General features: G+C 53.7%; 19 protein-coding genes. 1 reads left to right on the top strand and 18 read right to left on the bottom strand.

The genetic code is table 11. The features are described 5' to 3' along the window. Positions 1-5: 5 nt before the first annotated feature. Genes rsgA through gmk form a run of 8 tightly spaced genes read right to left on the bottom strand, consistent with a single transcriptional unit; the run spans position 6 to position 9203 of the window. Entirely contained in the window at positions 6-899 is an 894-nt protein-coding gene (gene rsgA / locus AC2JF8_RS06985; protein WP_500762315.1) for a ribosome small subunit-dependent GTPase A, read from the bottom strand. Then, positions 896-2878, bottom strand: coding sequence for a Stk1 family PASTA domain-containing Ser/Thr kinase (pknB, locus tag AC2JF8_RS06990; protein ID WP_500762317.1), 1983 nt, complete (start codon positions 2876-2878; stop codon positions 896-898). Before pknB ends, rsgA begins: the two co-directional genes overlap by 4 nt. After that, on the bottom strand, positions 2875-3624 hold the full coding sequence (locus tag AC2JF8_RS06995; protein ID WP_500728992.1) for a Stp1/IreP family PP2C-type Ser/Thr phosphatase: 750 nt from the start codon (positions 3622-3624) through the stop codon (positions 2875-2877). Before AC2JF8_RS06995 ends, pknB begins: the two co-directional genes overlap by 4 nt. A gap of 4 nt (positions 3625-3628) precedes the next feature. Continuing rightward, a complete protein-coding gene (gene rsmB, locus AC2JF8_RS07000) occupies positions 3629-4957 on the bottom strand; it encodes a 16S rRNA (cytosine(967)-C(5))-methyltransferase RsmB (protein WP_500762319.1) in 1329 nt (442 codons plus the stop codon). Continuing rightward, positions 4947-5891, bottom strand: a complete 945-nt coding sequence (fmt, locus tag AC2JF8_RS07005) for a methionyl-tRNA formyltransferase (protein WP_500762321.1) — start codon at positions 5889-5891, stop codon at positions 4947-4949. Before fmt ends, rsmB begins: the two co-directional genes overlap by 11 nt. Positions 5892-5904: 13 nt before the next feature. Then, positions 5905-8307 carry a primosomal protein N' gene (gene priA / locus AC2JF8_RS07010; RefSeq protein ID WP_500762323.1) on the bottom strand — a complete coding sequence of 801 codons (2403 nt, stop codon included), beginning with the start codon at positions 8305-8307 and terminating at the stop codon, positions 5905-5907. 60 nt (positions 8308-8367) lie between these two features. Continuing rightward, positions 8368-8586: a DNA-directed RNA polymerase subunit omega gene (rpoZ, locus tag AC2JF8_RS07015; RefSeq protein ID WP_500728996.1), complete on the bottom strand. Its 219-nt coding sequence runs from the start codon at positions 8584-8586 to the stop codon at positions 8368-8370. Positions 8587-8588: 2 nt separating this feature from the next. After that, entirely contained in the window at positions 8589-9203 is a 615-nt protein-coding gene (gmk, locus tag AC2JF8_RS07020; RefSeq protein ID WP_500762325.1) for a guanylate kinase, read from the bottom strand. 209 nt (positions 9204-9412) lie between these two features. On the opposite strand from gmk, the gene AC2JF8_RS07025 reads away from it, so the two are divergent. Continuing rightward, positions 9413-9688 carry a hypothetical protein gene (locus AC2JF8_RS07025; protein ID WP_500728998.1) on the top strand — a complete coding sequence of 92 codons (276 nt, stop codon included), beginning with the start codon at positions 9413-9415 and terminating at the stop codon, positions 9686-9688. A gap of 54 nt (positions 9689-9742) precedes the next feature. Here AC2JF8_RS07025 and AC2JF8_RS07030 read toward each other — a convergent pair whose 3' ends face one another. Genes AC2JF8_RS07030 through efp form a run of 10 tightly spaced genes read right to left on the bottom strand, consistent with a single transcriptional unit; the run spans position 9743 to position 17906 of the window. Beyond that, positions 9743-10615, bottom strand: a complete 873-nt coding sequence (locus tag AC2JF8_RS07030; RefSeq protein WP_500762327.1) for a GNAT family N-acetyltransferase — start codon at positions 10613-10615, stop codon at positions 9743-9745. Further along, positions 10612-12312 carry a DNA repair protein RecN gene (gene recN, locus AC2JF8_RS07035; protein WP_500729000.1) on the bottom strand — a complete coding sequence of 567 codons (1701 nt, stop codon included), beginning with the start codon at positions 12310-12312 and terminating at the stop codon, positions 10612-10614. Before recN ends, AC2JF8_RS07030 begins: the two co-directional genes overlap by 4 nt. Positions 12313-12320: 8 nt before the next feature. Then, complete coding sequence (locus AC2JF8_RS07040) at positions 12321-13133, bottom strand: TlyA family RNA methyltransferase (protein ID WP_500762329.1); 813 nt, start codon at positions 13131-13133, stop codon at positions 12321-12323. After that, positions 13134-14000 carry a polyprenyl synthetase family protein gene (locus AC2JF8_RS07045; protein ID WP_500762331.1) on the bottom strand — a complete coding sequence of 289 codons (867 nt, stop codon included), beginning with the start codon at positions 13998-14000 and terminating at the stop codon, positions 13134-13136. 2 nt (positions 14001-14002) lie between these two features. Then, positions 14003-14245 (bottom strand): exodeoxyribonuclease VII small subunit, encoded by a 243-nt coding sequence (locus AC2JF8_RS07050; protein WP_500729003.1) that lies wholly within the window; start codon positions 14243-14245, stop codon positions 14003-14005. After that, a complete protein-coding gene (gene xseA, locus AC2JF8_RS07055) occupies positions 14226-15593 on the bottom strand; it encodes an exodeoxyribonuclease VII large subunit (RefSeq protein WP_500762333.1) in 1368 nt (455 codons plus the stop codon). The genes AC2JF8_RS07050 and xseA overlap by 20 nt, the downstream gene beginning before the upstream one ends. Then, entirely contained in the window at positions 15583-16431 is an 849-nt protein-coding gene (locus AC2JF8_RS07060) for a tetrahydrofolate dehydrogenase/cyclohydrolase catalytic domain-containing protein (RefSeq protein ID WP_500729005.1), read from the bottom strand. Before AC2JF8_RS07060 ends, xseA begins: the two co-directional genes overlap by 11 nt. Before the next feature lie 52 nt (positions 16432-16483). Next, a complete protein-coding gene (nusB, locus tag AC2JF8_RS07065; RefSeq protein WP_500729006.1) occupies positions 16484-16882 on the bottom strand; it encodes a transcription antitermination factor NusB in 399 nt (132 codons plus the stop codon). Beyond that, the gene (locus AC2JF8_RS07070; protein ID WP_500729007.1) at positions 16860-17318 is read right to left on the bottom strand and encodes an Asp23/Gls24 family envelope stress response protein; all 459 of its coding nucleotides are present in this window, start codon (positions 17316-17318) and stop codon (positions 16860-16862) included. Before AC2JF8_RS07070 ends, nusB begins: the two co-directional genes overlap by 23 nt. An 18-nt stretch (positions 17319-17336) precedes the next feature. After that, positions 17337-17906 carry an elongation factor P gene (efp, locus tag AC2JF8_RS07075; protein ID WP_500729008.1) on the bottom strand — a complete coding sequence of 190 codons (570 nt, stop codon included), beginning with the start codon at positions 17904-17906 and terminating at the stop codon, positions 17337-17339. Positions 17907-17937 lie beyond the last annotated feature (31 nt).

Raw genomic sequence — 17937 nt, forward strand, 5'->3', positions numbered from 1 at the left:
TTTCCTCACTTCAAGTATTCTGGCAGCTTGCTATTCGTTATCTCGGACCGCATCAGCAGGTAGTCGTCGTAGCGGCTCTTTTTAATCTGGCCCTCCTCAACCAGTTCTTTGACCGCGCACTGCGGCTCCTGTAAGTGCTGGCACGTGCGAAACTTGCAGCGGCTGCTGGCACGTTTGAATTCGCAAAAGTAGCTGCACAACTCATTGACCTTGACCGGTGACAGGTCAATTGCCGAAAAGCCCGGCGTGTCGGCCAAGAAACCCTGACCCAGGGGAAAGAGCTGGACCGTTCTGGTCGTGTGCTTGCCGCGGTTCAGGCTGGTCGAAATCGCCGCCGTTTCCTGTTTCAAGTCCTTCTTGAGGTGGTTGATCAGGGTCGACTTGCCGGCACCGGACTGGCCCGCAAGCGTCCAGATCTGCTCCGGACCGATTGCCTGCGGCAGTTTTTCCTCAAGCCTCTCCCAATCATCAAAAATGGGGTAGCCGATTTCGGCGTAGTAGTCTAGGTCCGCCCTGATTTTGGCCAGGGCACCCGAACCGGCCAGATCGCTCTTGGACAGGTAGATGCTGACGTCGACCCCCTTCCAGGAGAAGAAGGTCAGGTAGCGGTCCAGCAGCTGCAGGGAAAAGTCCGGTTCAACCGCCGACATGACCAGCAAAACGTGCGCAACGTTGGCCAGGGCCGGCCGACCAATCAGGTTGGTGCGGTCCAGGACCTCGACCAGGTAGCTGGTTCCCTGCTCATCCACCTGGATTCTGACACGGTCGCCCACCGTGGGCTTCAGGTTATTCTTGCGAAAAACACCGCGTGCCCTTGTACGCACGACACCTTGACTTGTCTGCACGTCGTAGAAGCCGGCAATCAGGCCCACGACAATTCCTTCTGCTTGCCTAGTCATTTGTTCACCCTTTCATTTAAAATGGTCTGTCCGTCACGGACCACGCGCAGAGACCCGGGCCCGTTCTTTAGTTCAAACGGAACCGAAAAACTAGTATCCCGCTTGATGTAGAGGTCGCGGTAAACGTCCGCCCGCGAATGGTTATCGTCTGCGACGTAAATCTGCACGTGGTTGCCCCGCTTGTCATCATCGTCTTCATCATCATTATTTTCATAGGTCACGGTGAAGGTCTTAATGGCGGTCGTGTCATTTTCCTTCTTAGGACCTTCCGAGACGCTGACCGTAATCGTGCTGCCTCGGGGCACCTTGGTTCCGGCCGCGGGACTCATCGAAACAATCATGTTCTTCTTAACCGTATCGGAATAAGTTGTATTAACTTGCAGCGCCAAATCGTGCTTCTTGACGTACCTTTTGACCTTTCTGAGCGAATAATCCTTGAGGTTAGGCAGCTTGATGAGGTTGCGCTTAACGTGGTCGTTGCGGCCCTTGGACACGGTCAAAGTGATCGTGGTTTGGGTGGGCTTAACTTCTACGCCGGCTGCAATGCTTTGGGCGATAACGTGGTCGGGGGGAACATCATCCGCAAACTGGTTTTCCCTAATAACGTCAAAACCCATCTTTTCCAACTTTTCAACCGCCGAGCGGTAATCGGCGCCCGTCACGTCGGGCACCTGGACCATGCCGGAGCCATCCGAAACGTAGAGGTCGATGTAGCGGCCCCGCTTAATGTGCTCCCCTGCCGGCGGCGAAGTTTCAATCACCCTGCCGGAATCAATGCTGGCGGAACTTTTGTGCTTGATGCGGCCCACCTTGAGTCCCATGGTCTCTAGCTTTTCACGGGCACTTCGTTCGCTCAGATTCGTCACGTCGGGAATCCTTACGTCCCCGTTACCACGATTGGAAAGCACTAAAAACATCAGGCCGACCACAACCAGCGCAGCCAGGCCGACAAAAAGCCACCACCACTTGTACTTGCGCAGACTGTACGCAAAAGCTGACCTTTGGGTTTGCTTGCCTTTATCCTCTGGCCAGTCTTCTGCATCGGTCTGACCTGCACCGCTTTTAGCTTCAGGGCTAGACTTGAAGTTAGGCAGAATAATTGTTTCATCATCATTCAAGTCGCCGCTAGCCATAAAGGCGGGTTCATTTGCACGCTCCGGGTTAAGGCTGGTATCCAAATCGGCCTGCATGTCGCTGGTTGATTCATAGCGGTTGCGCGGATTCTTAGCAGTTGCCCTTAAAACAACATTTTCCAGCGCCTGGGGGACCTCCGCATCCTTTTCCCTGATCGACGGAATCGGTTCCTGGGCGTGCTTGAGCGCGATTGCAACCGCGGAGTCACCGTTGAACGGCACGGAGCCGGTGATGAGCTCGTAGAGGATTATCCCTAAAGAGTAAATATCAGACTGCTTGGTAACGAGTCCGCCCCGGGTCTGCTCGGGGGACATGTAGTGAACCGAACCGAGCGCCGAATTGGTCTGCGTGATTGAATTTTGGTTCAGCGCAACGGCGATGCCAAAATCGGCAATTTTAATGTTGCCGTGCTTGTCCATCAAGATGTTCTGCGGCTTAAGGTCGCGGTGAATCACGTTGTGCTTGTGCGCCAGGGTCATTGCACTCAGGATCTGGTCCATGATGCGAATCACCCTGTGCAAAGCGAGCGGTGCATTCTGCCTGATGTAGTCCTTCAAGTCGGGACCGTCAACGTACTCCATGACCATGTAAGGCACGCCGTGATCATTGTCGACATCGAGCACCATGACAATATTGGGGTGGCTTAACTCGCTAGTCGCCAGGGCCTCACGCTGAAAGCGCGCAAGCGTCTGCGGCTCCTTCTGCAGGTCGAGGCGCAGGATTTTGACGGCAACCTTGCGCGCCAGGATAATATCATCGGCTAGGTACACGTTAGACATGCCGCCCTCGCCCAGCGTATCAATGATGCGGTAGCGGTCGCCTAGTAGATAGCCCTTAGTGATCACTGCTTTTCACCACCTTCATTCAGAACAAGGCAAACAGTGATATTGTCGCCGCCACCCAGACGGTTGGCCTCGTTGATCAGCTTGTGGCAGCGCTCCTTGAGCGACAGGTCCTTGGTGGCCAGTATCTGCTGAATCTGCGGATCACTGAGCGAATTGGTCAAACCATCCGTACACAGCAAAATAATATCATTATCGTTGAGAGCTATTTGGCGAAATTCCGGATTAATCGTGCTGGAAACGCCCAACGATTGGGTAATGATGTTTTTTTGCGGGTGGTTCTGGGCCTGCTGCTTGGTGATCTGGCCCATTTTAACCAGTTCATTAACCAGTGAGTGGTCTTCCACCAGCTGAATAAACTTGCCGTCCGTGTAACCGTAAGCCCGCGAGTCACCCAGGTGGGCAATGAGTGCCTGGTCTTCAAACACGATGGCTAATACGATCGTTGTCCCCATTCCGTTAAGGTCGGGAAAACGGTCAGCAGTTTTCAAAATCGTCTCATTCTCGGTGTTGAGCTGCACGTCGAGCCACTTGTGGGCACGCGCACAGTCGAAAAAGTCGGTTGTGCTGAAACTATGACCCAGGTGGTTGACGGCCATTGCCGAAGCAACGTCGCCGCCCTGATGACCACCCATGCCATCACATACAATCGCCATCGTTGCGCCATTCTTGTTTTCAAAAACCTGGACAAAATCCTGGTTGCTCTTTCGTATTCGTCCAATGCTTGAAGCAAATGCTGTTTTTATCAAAACCTTAACCTCGCATTACAAACTTGGCAATGAAAAAGCCATCACTGCCATAACTATCTGGCAAAATCTTCAGCATCCCGCTTGGTGCTGCTATTTTGCCCGCCGTAAAGGGCCGCAGCTCAAATGCCGGATTCGCCCGCAAAAAAGCCCTGACAACCTCTTCGTTTTCCGCAGCCGTGATTGTACAAGTAGAATATACCAATTCACCGCCAATAGACAAGAGCGGCGCCACGTGCTTCAAAATTGCCAGCTGAATTTGCGCTAAATCATCCAGGTCGGACCGGCTCTTGTTGTAGCGAATCTCGGGCTTGCGCCGCAGCAGTCCGAGTCCGGAGCACGGCGCATCCACCAGGATTTTGGCGAATTGGCCGGCTTCAAACACCGTATCCGCATTGCGGGCATCGATGGCCCTCGTCGTCAGCCGCTGCCCAACGTTCATCCGCTGGCAGTTCTGCTTGACCAGGCGCAATTTATTCTCGTGAATATCCAGCGCCGTCACGTGCCCGTGAGGCAAATTTTCGGCTATTTGAACAGTCTTGCCACCGGGCGCACTGCAGGCGTCAAGCACTTCTTCATCCCCGGAAAAAGCAAACGCGCTGACGGCCAAGCTGGCGGCTTCATCCTGAATTGTCAATTGGCCCCGTTTGAACAAGGCGGTCGTGCTGACGCCCCCGTGACTCAGAACCAGCTCCTGGCTGGTTAGGGCAGATTCTTGCGGTGCAAAGCCCAAAGCGGACAACTCGGCACTAACGTTGGCGGTGTCCGCCAGACGTGCAACCCGCACCGTATTTTTGGCGGGCTCGTTGATAGAAGTCAGGATGCTGGCAGCTCGCTCTGCGCCCCAATGATCAACCATGTACTGGACCAGCCACTTGGGCACGCTCTCCTTCACGCTGAGGTAATTGATCTTATCATCGGGGTTGGGCAGGAGTGGGCCGCGCCTAATGAGCGCACGCAGAACGCCGTTGACAACCTTAAAGCCCGTCGAATGGCTCTTGCCAAACTGCTTGGCCAAGATGTTGGCCTCATTCACAACCGCCCGGCTGGGCACCTTGTCCATGAAAACAATCTGGTAGGCCGACATGAGAAGGAGCGGCTGCAGATAATTCTCCTTGAGCTTGGTCTTGATGAGGTCGTGCAGCTGGAACTCCAGGTATATCTTGTACTGAATTGTGCCGTATACCAGCCGCGTTGCAAAACTGCGGTCAACGGGCGACAGGGAGGAACCCTGAAGGGCGTTGTTTAAACTGATATTGGAATACGACCCGTCGTGCAGAACGTGCACCAGGGTTTTGAGTGCCACGGCACGCGCGCTTTTGCTTTTACTCGTCAACAATTTTTTCTCCTACGTTGAACTTTGCGCCCTGCCCGTTCAAAAAGTTCTTAACCGGCATTGACTTCTTCCCCGCGGGCTGCACTTCTTCTAGGTCTAAAACCGTCCCGCTTGCAAAGCTGAGGGCAAAGCGGCCGTCCTTGGCAACGAGGCTGCCGGCGGGCAGGCTCGTCTTTTGCGGACTGACCCGTGCACGCCAGACCTTGAGCCTTTTGCCACCGACACTCAAGTAGGCCCCGGGCGCCGGATTAAGCCCCCGGATCAAGTTGTTGGCCGCGCTCGCCGTCATCGCGGGCTTGATCTGTTCCTGCTGCTTGCTGATATTGGGCGCAAAAACAACCTTGGCCGGATCCTGCGGCGTCTTCTTATCCGGATTGGCAATAATCTGGGGCAGGGTCTCAAGCAAGAGGTCGCGGCCCACAAGCGCCAGTTTGGCAAAAATGCTGCCCGCCGTATCGTCGTCTTCAATCTTAATGGCCTGCTGGGAGTAGATACCGCCGGCATCCATTTCCTTGACCATTTCCATGATGGTCACGCCCGTTTTTTTATCGCCGTTGATCAGCGAATACTGAATAGGCGCACCGCCGCGGTATTTGGGCAGGAGCGAGCCGTGAACGTTCACCGCAGCAACCTTGACGGACCGCAAAAACGTGGTGGGCAAAAACTGCCCGTAAGCAGCGGTGATTATCAGGTCGGCATGCAGTGCAATCAGGTCGGCCAGTTCCGGCGACCGCGGCAGCCTGGCCGGTTGGTAGACCGGCAGGCCCAATTCCTCAGCGGCGGCCTTAACCGGCGTCTCGGTTACCTGCTGCTTGCGGCCCACCTTCTTGTCCGGCTGCGTTACCACGGCCTTGACTTCATAATTATTTGCCACTAGTGCTTTTAAAATCGGCACGCCAAAGTCTGGCGTCCCCATAAAAATTACTGATGTCATTATCGTATCCCCCTTACATAATGCGTTCGGGCTCGTTATCAATGTAGATATTTAGTCCGTACTTCTTGACTTCCTGCGCTGAATCTTGAATTTGGTGCAACAAATTATTTAGGTTATCCTCTTTTTTATATTTTACCAGTATTTGGTAATAATATTGATTTTTTAGGCGAGAAATTGCGCTCGGCGTCGGCCCCAGGATAATGGTCGACCGCTGCAGGCTTTGCTGGAGGCGGTTTTTGATCTTGAAGGCCGCACGCGCGGCGTTCTGTTCCTTCTTGGAAGCAACCGCAATAAGGACGGTGTAAAAATAAGGCGGGTAATTGCCGGCGTGGCGCACGTTCATTTCATAGGAGTAAAAGCGCTCATAGTCCTGGGTCTGCGCAAATTTAACCGCATAGTGGTCAGGGTTAAAAGTCTGGATGATGACTTCCCCGGTCTTGTCCGCGCGCCCGGCGCGGCCCGCAACCTGGGTCAAGAGTTCGAAGGTGCGTTCGGACGCGTTGTAATCGGGCAACCAGAGGCCGGTGTCGGCATTGACAACGCCGACCAGCGTCACGCTGGGAAAATCCAGTCCCTTGGCAATCATTTGCGTTCCGAGCAGTATGTCTGCCTCATGACTGCCGAAGGCATCGAGGATTTTTTTGAAGGACCCTTTGCGCCTCGTCGTGTCCACGTCCATCCGCAGCACCCGGGCCGCGGGCAGCAGTGCGCCTAGTTCTTCCTTAATCTTCTGCGTTCCCGTTCCCAAAAAGCGAATCTTGCGGCTCTTGCAGTTGGGACAGACCTGCGGAACAGCAGTGGCATAGCCGCAGTAGTGGCACTGCATCTGCATTGTATCCTTGTGCATGGTCAAGGAGAGGTCACAATTGGGACACTTCATAACGTAGCCGCACTCGCGGCACAGCATGAAGTTGGCAAAACCGCGCCGGTTGAGCATCAAGATGACCTGCTCCCCGCGTGCCAGACGCTCCTTGATTGCATCAACGAGCCGGTCAGACAGGTCAAACTGGCTGCCCGCAAAACTGGTCTGCTTCAGGTCGATGAGAGATACTTCGGGTAATTTTTGCTGGTTGGCCCGCCTTGTCAGACGCAGCAAGCGGTAGACCCCCTTTTGGGCCCGCGCCCGACTGCCAAGCGAAGGCGTTGCACTGCCCAGGATCAGCGGGCACGAATTGTACTTGCTGCGCCAAATGGCAACATCGCGTGCATGATAGCGTGGATTATCCTCCTGCTTGTAGGAAGATTCGTGCTCCTCGTCAATCACAATCAGGCCAATATTGGTTAAGGGTGCAAAGACGGCGCTGCGGGCCCCAACAACGACGTGAACCTCGCCGCGGCGAATGCGCCGCCATTCATCGTATAGTTCACCCTCCGACAGTCCGCTGTGCATGACCGCAACCTGCTTGCCAAAGCGCCCCTTAACCTGCTCCACCATTTGCGGCGTCAGCGAGATCTCCGGCACCAGCATGAGCGCATTTTTACCGGTTGCCCGCACCTGACTAATCGCATGCAGGTAGACCTCGGTCTTGCCGCTGCCTGTTACCCCCTCAAGCAAAAAGGTTTGCGCCCGCTTTTCTCGGATTGCAGGCTTGAGTTCGTCTAGGGCAGCGCTTTGCTCGCTATTCAGCTGGTTTTCCTTGGGTTCATGAGCCTGGCCCGCAAAACCAGCCAGCGGATCGCGGTAAACCTCAGTTGCTTCCTTTTTAAGCCAGCCCTTCTTTACGGCCCCGTTCAGGTCTGCGGTGTGAACCCCGGCGCTTTGCTCTAGCTGCGCTTGCACCTGCGGAAAGTCCGCGTAATTCTCAATCACGTACATTAAAAGCTGCTTTTGCTTCACCGCGTTGGACCTAAGCGATTCATAAATCGCGGCGTACTTTTCCTTGTCCAGCGGCAGCGAGTAGCAGTTTTGCGTCTTGACGCGCGCCCGGTTTTCGACGATGTACTCAATCTTGGCGTCCTGCGCACGCAGCAGCTTGCGGATGAAAACAATCTCCTCGTTATCGGTGACCTGGGAAAGGTCAACCGGATCACCCTGAAAGAGGGGCATTTTTTTGGCCCGGGGCGTGACCGGCGTCAGGATCTTGCGGTAGTTTGCCCGCATCACCCGCGGCAGCATTGCCTTGAGAATCGAAATGCGGTAAGAAAAAACGCGGTTGGCCAGGGCCCGCGACAATTCCACCAGTTCGGGCGTCAGTGGCGGCATTTCGTCAACGACCAGCAGCAGGTCGCGCAGCTTGCCCTGGAAGTGGCTCTTCGTGCTTAAGCCCACAACGAAGCCCTGCAGTTTGCGGGTGCCAAAGGGGACAAAAACCCGGGAACCCACCTCAACGTCTCCCTCAAGCGCAGCGGGAATATGGTACTCAAAAATCCGGTCTGTCTGCTTGGCCGCAATATCAACAATAATTTGTGCAATCATTTAATCACCTTCAAAAAATGACCTCCATCCTTTTGGTGATGGGGGTCATAATTTTACCAACTATTTATTGACCTGGCTATGTTTAGGGTCAACCGTAACCTTGCCGGCTTCAATTTCCTCAAGGGCCTTGCCCACTGGTTTTAGTGATTGGTATTCCTTAAGCGCATCCGGCTCGCCGGCCTCTAATTCGTGTGCCCTCTTTGCGGCAAGCACAGAAAGTGAATAGCGCGAATCAACGCGGTCTAACAACTTATCAATTGATGGATATGTTACTCTCATCTTTAATCCTCCCTGACCATTTTCCGATAGGTATCAATGACACGCTTAACGCTCACGTGCTCGGCATCAACAATTGCTTTAATGTGATCAACGGCATTAGCAACCGTATCGTTGACGACGGCGTAGTCGTAATCCTGCATGACCAATATCTCATTGCGGGCCTGCTTGATCCGGCCCACAATCACGTCCTCTGGTTCTGTTCCCCGGTTTTCCAAGCGCAAGTGCAGCGTGTGCAGGTCAGGCGGCGTCAGAAAAATAAAGACGCCATCCGGCATTTTTTCACGCACCTTTTGCGCACCATTCACGTCAATCTCAAGCAGAACGTCCTTGCCCGCAGCCAGCATCTTCTTAACCGGTGCCAGCGGGGTGCCGTAATAGTTGTTCACGTACCGGTTGTACTCTAACAGCTCACCGCGGCCAATAGCTTCCTTGAATTGTTCTTCGCTAACAAAATAATAGTCCTGACCGTCAACTTCGCCCGGCCTGGGCCTCCTCGTTGTCATCGAAACCGAATACTCAAACGGGAAAACCTTGTTTTCGACGATTGCACTTTTAACGGTTCCCTTGCCAACCCCAGAAGGTCCCGAAAGGACAAGCAACAAACCTCTTTCTACCATGCCATACTCCCCTATAAAAAGCTATTATATCTAGTTTGCACTAAAAGGAAAATATTTTCAAGCTGAGCGATTAATAAAATATCCCGATAAGATATTTGCATACCAAAACGCCTCAAATAAATTCAAACTAAAAGCTTGTTTTTCTGAACAGATGTTCTATAATTGGTTTTGTCAAACAAATGTTCGATAAAACTGTGAGGTGCGTGCTGATGAAAAATTCACTCAAAAAAGTCTACCATTACTTATTCGCTTACGACGACGACAAATTAAGCATCTACAACCAGTACAATAGCGAAATCCTCTGCGCGCTGGAGTGGGCACTCCTTCACCGCGCATACGTTCTGCTCTCCTACCAGGACGGTACAAGCGAGGTTGGTCAGGTTGCCCGGCGCGTTTCGGCCGGCCGCTTTGTCCTACGGTCAACCGATCACAGACTGATCAGGATAGTGGACATCGACAGCATCTTCCGCGTCGACCTGGCATAAAAATTAAGCAAAAAAATAGTCAGAATTGCATCCTGACTATTTTTTATTTGCTGGTTAATCTTTCTTGACCAGGTAAACTGTTTTGCCCCTGAATTCAAACCCGGCATTTTGATAAGCGTGGATGGCCGCGCGGTTGTCAGCCTCGACGTCCAGGACAAATTTACTTGCACCCTGCTGTTGGCGCTTCTTCATCATCTTCTTGATGAAGTACGTGGCAAAGCCGTGGCCGCGCAGCTCTTTTACGACGAACAGGCCAAAAAAGTAGTCATACGTCCCGACGTCCACCGCACAGTAGCCCGCGATTTTATCCTGGCAGACCAGGACAAAGCTGCACGCATCCTTATCCTCCAGCCCCTGGGCAATATACTTCCTGGAAGATGCGGGGTTTTCGCCAAAGGCCTGACTGTGCATCGCCGCCACCTCGTCAACGTCTGCTGGACTTAACGTGCGCACGGTCAAAGCCTGGTCAAGCTCATCGTCATGGGCAATCGGCGCAGGTGCGGTGCAGCACATATTGTATTCCGCATCGTCCACTTCCAGCTTAACGTTTGCCAAAAACTGCGGATTGCGGTCTAAAAAGCCCTGCTCACAAACGTAGTAAAATTGCTCGTACCCGTAACGGGACAGGATTTTGTAAGCCCGCGCAAGCATTGCCTGCGCAATTTTGCGCCTGCGCATGCTTGGTGCAACCTCCAGGTGGATGTCGACCCCTTCATTGGGCGCATCATCGGCGTAGAGCATGGTCAGCCCGACCAGCTCGTCTTCGTGGTAGGCCAAAACAAAGGTCGGCATGTCCGCAAAGTAGTTGTACTGGTTATTCAGGTAGATATCCGAATAGGTACCGTCTTTTTCGTGCACCAATTGCGCCAACCTTTCAGCCTGGTCCGTTTCTTTTTTGGACAGCGTTATTTTTTCAACGTACTTCATTTTTGCTTTTTCCTTTTAAAACTCTTCATCAGGTCCTTGGCATTCTGCTTGGCCGCCTGGGTCACGTTGCTGCCGGCCATCATCTCGGCAATCGCCGTGACGGTCTCCTCCTGCGTGAGCGGACCGATCTGGGTGTAGGTGGCGCCGTCCTCAACCTTCTTGGCAACCAGGTACTTCTGGTCACCGGCGGCCGCAACTTGCGGCGAGTGCGTGATTGCAATCACCTGCTTGTGTTCACCGATTGAGTGCAGTTTCTGGCCGATTGCCGCCGAAACCCGCCCCGACACGCCGGTATCAATCTCATCGAAGATCATCGTCCCCACCGGTTCAACCCGGCTAAAGATTGCCTTTAAGGCCAAAATCAGGCGGGACTGCTCACCGCCGGAAACGATTTTTACCAGCGGCAGCAGCTCTTCCCCGGGGTTAGGCGCAATCAGGAAGACGACCTCGTCTGTGCCCTTTTTGGTATACGTGTTGGCCCGTGAAAACGAGATGGAGAACCGGGCCTTGGCCATGTAAAGGTCGGCCAGCTCCTGCTTGATCTTGTCTTCAAGCGTGCCCGCAACCTTAATGCGGGTTTGGTGCAGCTTCTGGGCTTCATCCGCCAGTCTGGCCTCAACTTCGGTCACCTGCTTCTGCAGGCTTTCCTCGTCGAGACCGCCGGTTTCGTACTGGCCTAACTCCTTTTGCACCTTCTCGTAAAAGGCAAAAACATCCCGCAGGGTCGGGCCGTATTTTTTCTTGAGCGAGTTGAGCAGGTCCAGGCGGCTCGAAACGTACTGGAACCGTTCCCCGTCAAAGTCAAGCGTATCAAGAACGTTGGATAACTCGCTGCGCGCGTCGCTCAGGGCAAAGACCCCGTCATCGATCGTCGCGGCAATATCCTTGAACTTGGCACCATACTCCGACAGTTCGTTAGCCGCATTCTGCGCATTGCCGAGCAGCGTTTCGATGCCGTGCTCATCGTCATCGTAAAGCTGCATCAGGTAGTTGGCCGTATCGACTATTTTCTGGTAGTTGTTAAGCTCGCTATACTCCTGTTCGAGGTGCTCGTCCTCAGCCGGATCGCTCAGGTTGGCCGCAGTCAGCTCATCGTTTTGAAAAGTCAGAATGTCCTGCTTCTGGGCGAGTTCCTGCGCGTCCTGGCGCAGGTGACTCAGCCGGGCGGTCAGCTTTTGCCAGTCGCGGTAATCACTCTGGTAGTCCGCAAGGGTCTGCTTGAAGCTTGCGGGGGCATAGTTATCGACCAGGTCGATCTGCCTGTCCTGGTCCATCAGGATCTGCTGGTCGTTTTGCCCGTGAATGTCGACCAGGTAGTTGCCCACCAAGCGCAAGACGTTGATGGTCGTCAACTGGCCGTTGATCCGCACGACGTTGCGGCCCTTTGCGGCCAACTCGCGGCTGATGACGAGCTGGCCGTCCGAATCGGGCAGGCCGTACTCCTCGCAGAGTGCGGCGATATGATTGGAACCGGCAGACCCCGGCTCAATTTCAAAAAGGCCGCTAACAACCGCCTTCTTTTCCCCCGAGCGGATCATTTCTTTCTGCCCGCGGCCGCCCATGAGCAGCGAAACGGCGTCAATAATGATCGACTTGCCGGCACCGGTCTCACCGATCAGCACCGTCATGTTTTCTTGAAAGCGAACCTTTAATGCCTTGATAATAGCGAAGTTTTTAATGTCCAGTTCAACTAGCATAATTTCTCCTAAAGTTCGGCAGCCGCCCGTGCGACAACGTCTTCTGCGGTTTCAGACCACAATAGCCTGCCGCCCTCACGAACGTCTTTTTGTAAGTGAATCAAGAATTCAATGTTGCCCTTGCCACCCTTAATCGGCGAATAGTCCACGTTTAGAACGTTGAAGCCGATTGCGCGCGCCTGGTCCACCGTGTGCTCAATGACCGCACGGTGGACGGCATGGTCGTGAACGATGCCGTGCTTGCCGACATTTTCTGGTCCCGCCTCAAACTGGGGCTTGATCAGGCACACCGCTTCGCAGTTGTTTTTCAAAATCTGAAACATGGGCGGCATGATGAGGTCCAGCGAAATAAACGAAACGTCGGTCATCGCAAAGTCCGGCAGGCCGCGTTTAAAGTCCTCCGGCTTGCTGTAGCGGAAGTTCTGCTTCTCCATTACCACGACGCGCGGATCGTCCCGCAGCTGCCAGGCCAACTGGTTGTAGCCGACATCAAGGGCGTAGACCATTTTCGCCTTGTTTTGCAGCGCCACATCGGTAAAGCCCCCGGTCGATGATCCAATGTCGAGGCAAACCTTGTCCGTCAAATCGATTGCGAAGGCCTTCAGGGCCTTTTCCAGCTTAAAGCCGCCGCGGGACACGTACTTCTTCTTGGCCGCCTTGACGAAGAACCGTTCGTCGCTTGGAAAGCTCGTACCGCTCTTGTCAATCCGCTGGTGGTTGTGGTCGGACACCAGTCCCGCCATGATCGCACGCTGGGCCTGCGTCCGGGAATGAAAAACGCCCTGCTTGGCCAGTAATACATCTGCTCTTTCTTTTGCCATCTATAACACCTTTTGGTACAAATCGAGAAAGCCGCTGAGAACACTTCCGTCAAGGCCCGCCAGGCTAGCCCTGGCCGCGCTGATCAAGTCGCTCAACTGGCGGCGGCTCTCTTTTAGCCCCTTCAGCGTCAGCGTGTTGTTTTTGCCGTGTTCTTGGTCCTTGTGGGTTGCCTTGCCGGCTTCCGCGGTAGTCTCAACAACATCAACCAGGTCGTCGTAGATCTGGTATGAGCGGCCGAATTTCTGCGCAAACGCCTGGAGCTTATTTTTGGTTTCACCGTCAGCACCCGTCAGGGCGACGGCCATCTCAACGCAGGCTTCAATCAAGCAGCCGGTCTTAAGCCACTCCATCCGGTTGATGAACGCAACGTCGCCGGCAACGCTGGCATTGTTGGTCGAGTCGATATCCAGGTACTGGCCGCCCACCATGCCGTTGGCACCGACCGCATCCGTGATAATCCTCACCAGTTCGATCTTGTTAGTGCCCGTGGCAATCCACCGGATGCCCAGTGGCAGGAGCGCATCGCCCGCCAAAATCGCCTCGGCTTCGCCCCATTTTTTATGGCTGGTCAGCTTGCCCCGCCGGTAATCATCATTATCCATCGCGGGCAGGTCATCGTGAATCAGCGAATACGTGTGAATCAACTCGATGCCGCACGCAATTTGCACGTCGGCGGGCGTTATTTCACGTTCAAGGGCAGCAAGAGTCGCCAGAAACAGGAGCGGCCGCAGCCGCTTGCCGCCGGCCATGACCGAATAGCTCATAATGCGGCTGATTTTTTCATCGTCTATTTCTCCCGCCAGGTGCGCAGACAGGAATTCATCCACCACCGGCGTCCATTTTTTCCTAAAGTCGTTAAAGTTCATCGTTATTCTTCCGGTGCCGCTGCATTGTTCGGATCCAGCGGATGTTCGGTCCCATCCTCGTCGATCAGCTTGGCCACAGTCTCCTCGGCCGCCGTCAACTTCTTGTTCAGGTCGCGGCTCAGCTTGACGCCGGTCTGAAACGCGGTCAGGGCTTCCTCCAAGGGAACATTGCCGCCTTCAAGGCTATTGACTATCTCCTGCAGCTCCTTCAATTGCTCTTCAAAATTATTTTTCTTTGCTACCATTATTGTTTCTCCTCGTTGATTTGATCACTGCGGTTGCACGACCATCCTTAAAGTGCAGGGCAACCCCATCTTCCTTTGCGACCTGCGCAACCGAGCTGACCGTGCCCTTACCAGCTGCGGTCACATAGACGTAGCCGCGGTCCAAGGTTTTAAGCGGGCTGTAATCGTTCAATTGCTGCGCGAGCTGGGCCAGTCCGTGTCTTTTATCACCCACAAAGTGGCGCATAACATCGAGCAGGTTCTGGTAATAAAACCCCGCCTGCTGCTGCATTTGCCCAATCCGCTTGTCCGGACTCGCAGAACGCAGCTTCTGCGCCAGCAAGCGGTAGTTCTGCCGGGCCCGTTCCATCTGGTGGAGCACGTTGCGGTTCAACTGCGCGCGCAGCAGGTCCAGTGTTTGGGCCTGTTCGTCGTAAAGCCTGCCCGGCTCGCGCATAATAACTGAGTTGTTGATCCGCTCGAGCGTCTCCCGCCGCACCCTGATGGTGTTCTGCATGCTTATTAGGAGCCTGCCCTGCAGCTGGTGAATGCTAGCCAGTTCATCCGTTAAGTTGGGCGTCGCGTATTCAGCCGCGGCCGTCGGGGTTGCGGCCCGAACGTCTGCAACCAGGTCGCAGAGCGTCGTGTCCGTTTCGTGGCCCACCGATGAAATGACGGGCATGGCCATCTGGTAAACCTGCCGCACGACCTCTTCCTCATTAAACGGCCACAAGTCCTCAAGCGAGCCCCCGCCGCGGCCAATAATCATTACGTCATACTTGTCGCCACACGCGGCAATCTGCTTCATAGCCCGGATCAGCGACGCTGCAGCACGGTCGCCCTGCACCTGCGCCGGGAACAGGTCGACCTGCGCGTGCGGAAAGCGCCGGTTGACCGTCACCAGGATGTCGTGAATGACCGCACCGGCGGCACTGGTAACAACCGCAATGTGGTCGGGAAAATGGGGCAAGGGCCGCTTGTGCTCTTGGTCAAACAAGCCCTCCTGGGCAAGTTTTTTCTGCAGCTGCTTGAGCTGCTCATACAGAGCGCCGAGCCCGGCCGGCTCCATTGCTTCGGCGTAAAACTGATAGGAGCCCTGGGGGCCGTAGACGCTGACGTAGCCGCTGATGTAAACCTTCATGCCCTCCTCCGGCCTGAACTTGACCTTGTCGAAGTGGGACCTAAACATGACTACATTAATCTTGGACTTCTCATCCTTCAGTGAAAAATACTGGTGGGAGTTGCGCCGGAAGCGAAAGTTGGATAATTCCCCCTGAAGAAAAACTTTGTGCAGGTACGGATCATTCTTAAATTTTTGCGTAATATAATAATTTAAATCCGTAACGCTAAGATACTTATTATCGTCCATCTTTTCTCCTCGTCAATTTTACCACTTGTTCCATCAGCGCCTCGACCGTTAAGGGCCCGATGCCACCCGGAACCGGGGTAATGTAGCTCGCCTTGGGCAAAACCCCGGCAAAGTCCACGTCGCCGACAACCTTGCCGCAAGCGCGGCTGATGCCAACATCCACAATAGTGGCGCCCTCCTTGACCATATCGGCAGTAACCAGGTGCGCATGGCCGGCCGCAGAAATCAGAACGTCGGCGTTTTTCGTATATTCCTGCAGGTCGCATGACTGTGAATGCAGAATCGATACCGTGGCGTCACGCTCTAGCAAAAGCGCGGCCAGGGGCTTGCCCACAATACCCGAGCGGCCAATAATTGCCACGTTTTGGCCGCGGAGATTGATGTGGTAATGATCCAGCAGGGTTAAAATGCCGTGGACGGTTGCCGGCTCGACGAAGTGGTCGCCGCGCCACAGCCGGCCGATGTTGCTTGGTGTCAGGCAATCGACGTCTTTTTCCGGATCAATGTGTTCAAGCGCCTCGTTAACGTCGATCTGTCCGGGTACGGGCAGCTGAATCATGACGCCGTGCACACGCTCATCCGCATTAAGGCGGTCGAGCAACGCGCACACCTCGCCCTGGCTTGCACTTGCGGGCAGCTGGTAGACCCGCTGGGCGATTCCCACCTCGTCTGCCCGCTTCTTCTTCGTTTTCAAGTAAATTTTGCTGCCAGCATCGTCGCCAACGTTAACTACGCAAAACAGGGGCCGTATCCCTTCGTGCTTGAGCTTCTTTACTTTTTCTTTAAGCGCGGCCGCACGGACATCCGCCAGCAGCTTGCCGTCTAACAATTGACCCATCCGTCCATTTCCCTTCTTAATAAAAAGAGTCGGCCTCACAGCCGACTACTAGTTATTTTGGAACAAAATTTGCCAGCAAACCGTTAATAAAGGGTTTGCTCTTGGGGTCAGCAAATTCGTCACATAAGTTTAAAGCTTCATTGACTGCTGCCCTGGGTTCGATTTCACCACTATAGGTAATCTCATACAGCGCAATTTCCAAAATAGCCAGTGAAATCTGGTCAACCCGCTCAATCCGCCAGTTTTCTTTGAGGTGAGCGGCCAGCTTGCCCTTAAGTTCATCTCGCTTCTCGATTACGCCCTCAATCACGGACTTGGAATAAGCGGACAATTCCTTAAGGTTGAGCATCGCAACAGTCTTAGCTTCAACTTCCTCAGGGGTATACTTAGTATCTTGGTTGGCTAAATAGACCGCCTGCATTGCAGTTCTACGACTCTCGTGTTGATTCATCTTTACTCTTTTCATCAATGTCAGCAAACAGCTTCGAGGTGCCGCTGGTCTCCTCTTCTTCATCCTCAGGAAATACGAGTCCGGTCACGTGAACGTTAATTTCCTTAAAGGACAGGTCAGTCATCTGCAGCACCTGCTGCTTCAACGATTTTTGCAAATCCATCGCAATTTTTGGCAAATAGCTGCCCGCTTCAATGCTGACGTAGACGTCCGCAATCAGGCTATTGTCGTCATCGAGCTTGACGACAACGCCGCGGCCCCGGTCTTCAAGTCCCAAAACCCGGTTAATGCCCGACCTGACGCTGCCATGCAGCTGTGCAACTCCGTCAACCTTTTCAGCAGCAATGCCCATGATAACTTCAAGAACACTTGGATCAATTTCGATTACTTCACCATTATTTTTATCATCTAAGACAATTTTTGAACTATCTGCCATTTTGTTTACCTCGAAAAATTATTTATTAGCACGCGATACATACGTCCCATCGACGGTATTAATAATTAAACTGTCTCCTTCATTAATGAAGAACGGTACGTTAACTACCAGGCCAGTCTCCATTGTTGCGGGCTTGCCGCCGCCAGAGGAAGTATCACCCTTAATATTAGGCTCAGTCTTGGCAACCGTCAATTCAACGGTATTAGGCAGCTGGATGCCCAGGGTTTTGCCTTCATGCATGATTACGCTTACTTCCATGTTTTCCTTGAGGAACTTAGCCTCTTCTTGGACCTGGTCGTTCGGGATGGCCAGCTGATCGTAAGTGGTCGTATCCATGAAGACGTAGCTTGAGCCGTCATTGTACAAGTACTGCATCCCCTTGGTCTCAATTTCCGCAGTTTCAACCTTGGCGGTTGAGCGGAACGTATACTCCTGCACCGCACCGCTGTTTAGGCTCTTAAGCTTCGAGCGCACAAACGCGCTGCCCTTGCCCGGCTTAACGTGCTGGAACTCGACAATCCGCCACAAATCGTTGTTATGCTTGATGGTCAGTCCATTTTTAAATTCGTTAACTGAAATCATTGTCATATTAAGTACCTCATCTCCATAATAATATCTT

This window comes from Lactobacillus sp. CA30L, assembly GCF_059900845.1.

What these genes read in the sequence shown, in the direction of transcription:
- AC2JF8_RS07045 (WP_500762331.1), bottom strand. Translation starts at nt 14,000, where the DNA reads ATGAACTTTAACGACTTTAGGAAAAAATGGACGCCGGTGGTGGATGAA.
- recN (WP_500729000.1), bottom strand. Translation starts at nt 12,312, where the DNA reads ATGCTAGTTGAACTGGACATTAAAAACTTCGCTATTATCAAGGCATTA.
- efp (WP_500729008.1), bottom strand. Translation starts at nt 17,906, where the DNA reads ATGACAATGATTTCAGTTAACGAATTTAAAAATGGACTGACCATCAAG.
- nusB (WP_500729006.1), bottom strand. Translation starts at nt 16,882, where the DNA reads ATGAATCAACACGAGAGTCGTAGAACTGCAATGCAGGCGGTCTATTTA.
- rpoZ (WP_500728996.1), bottom strand. Translation starts at nt 8,586, where the DNA reads ATGAGAGTAACATATCCATCAATTGATAAGTTGTTAGACCGCGTTGAT.
- AC2JF8_RS07030 (WP_500762327.1), bottom strand. Translation starts at nt 10,615, where the DNA reads ATGAAGTACGTTGAAAAAATAACGCTGTCCAAAAAAGAAACGGACCAG.
- AC2JF8_RS07025 (WP_500728998.1), top strand. Translation starts at nt 9,413, where the DNA reads ATGAAAAATTCACTCAAAAAAGTCTACCATTACTTATTCGCTTACGAC.
- AC2JF8_RS07070 (WP_500729007.1), bottom strand. Translation starts at nt 17,318, where the DNA reads ATGGCAGATAGTTCAAAAATTGTCTTAGATGATAAAAATAATGGTGAA.
- rsgA (WP_500762315.1), bottom strand. Translation starts at nt 899, where the DNA reads ATGACTAGGCAAGCAGAAGGAATTGTCGTGGGCCTGATTGCCGGCTTC.
- priA (WP_500762323.1), bottom strand. Translation starts at nt 8,307, where the DNA reads ATGATTGCACAAATTATTGTTGATATTGCGGCCAAGCAGACAGACCGG.
- fmt (WP_500762321.1), bottom strand. Translation starts at nt 5,891, where the DNA reads ATGACATCAGTAATTTTTATGGGGACGCCAGACTTTGGCGTGCCGATT.
- AC2JF8_RS07050 (WP_500729003.1), bottom strand. Translation starts at nt 14,245, where the DNA reads ATGGTAGCAAAGAAAAATAATTTTGAAGAGCAATTGAAGGAGCTGCAG.
- AC2JF8_RS07040 (WP_500762329.1), bottom strand. Translation starts at nt 13,133, where the DNA reads ATGGCAAAAGAAAGAGCAGATGTATTACTGGCCAAGCAGGGCGTTTTT.
- AC2JF8_RS07060 (WP_500729005.1), bottom strand. Translation starts at nt 16,431, where the DNA reads ATGGGTCAATTGTTAGACGGCAAGCTGCTGGCGGATGTCCGTGCGGCC.
- gmk (WP_500762325.1), bottom strand. Translation starts at nt 9,203, where the DNA reads ATGGTAGAAAGAGGTTTGTTGCTTGTCCTTTCGGGACCTTCTGGGGTT.
- xseA (WP_500762333.1), bottom strand. Translation starts at nt 15,593, where the DNA reads ATGGACGATAATAAGTATCTTAGCGTTACGGATTTAAATTATTATATT.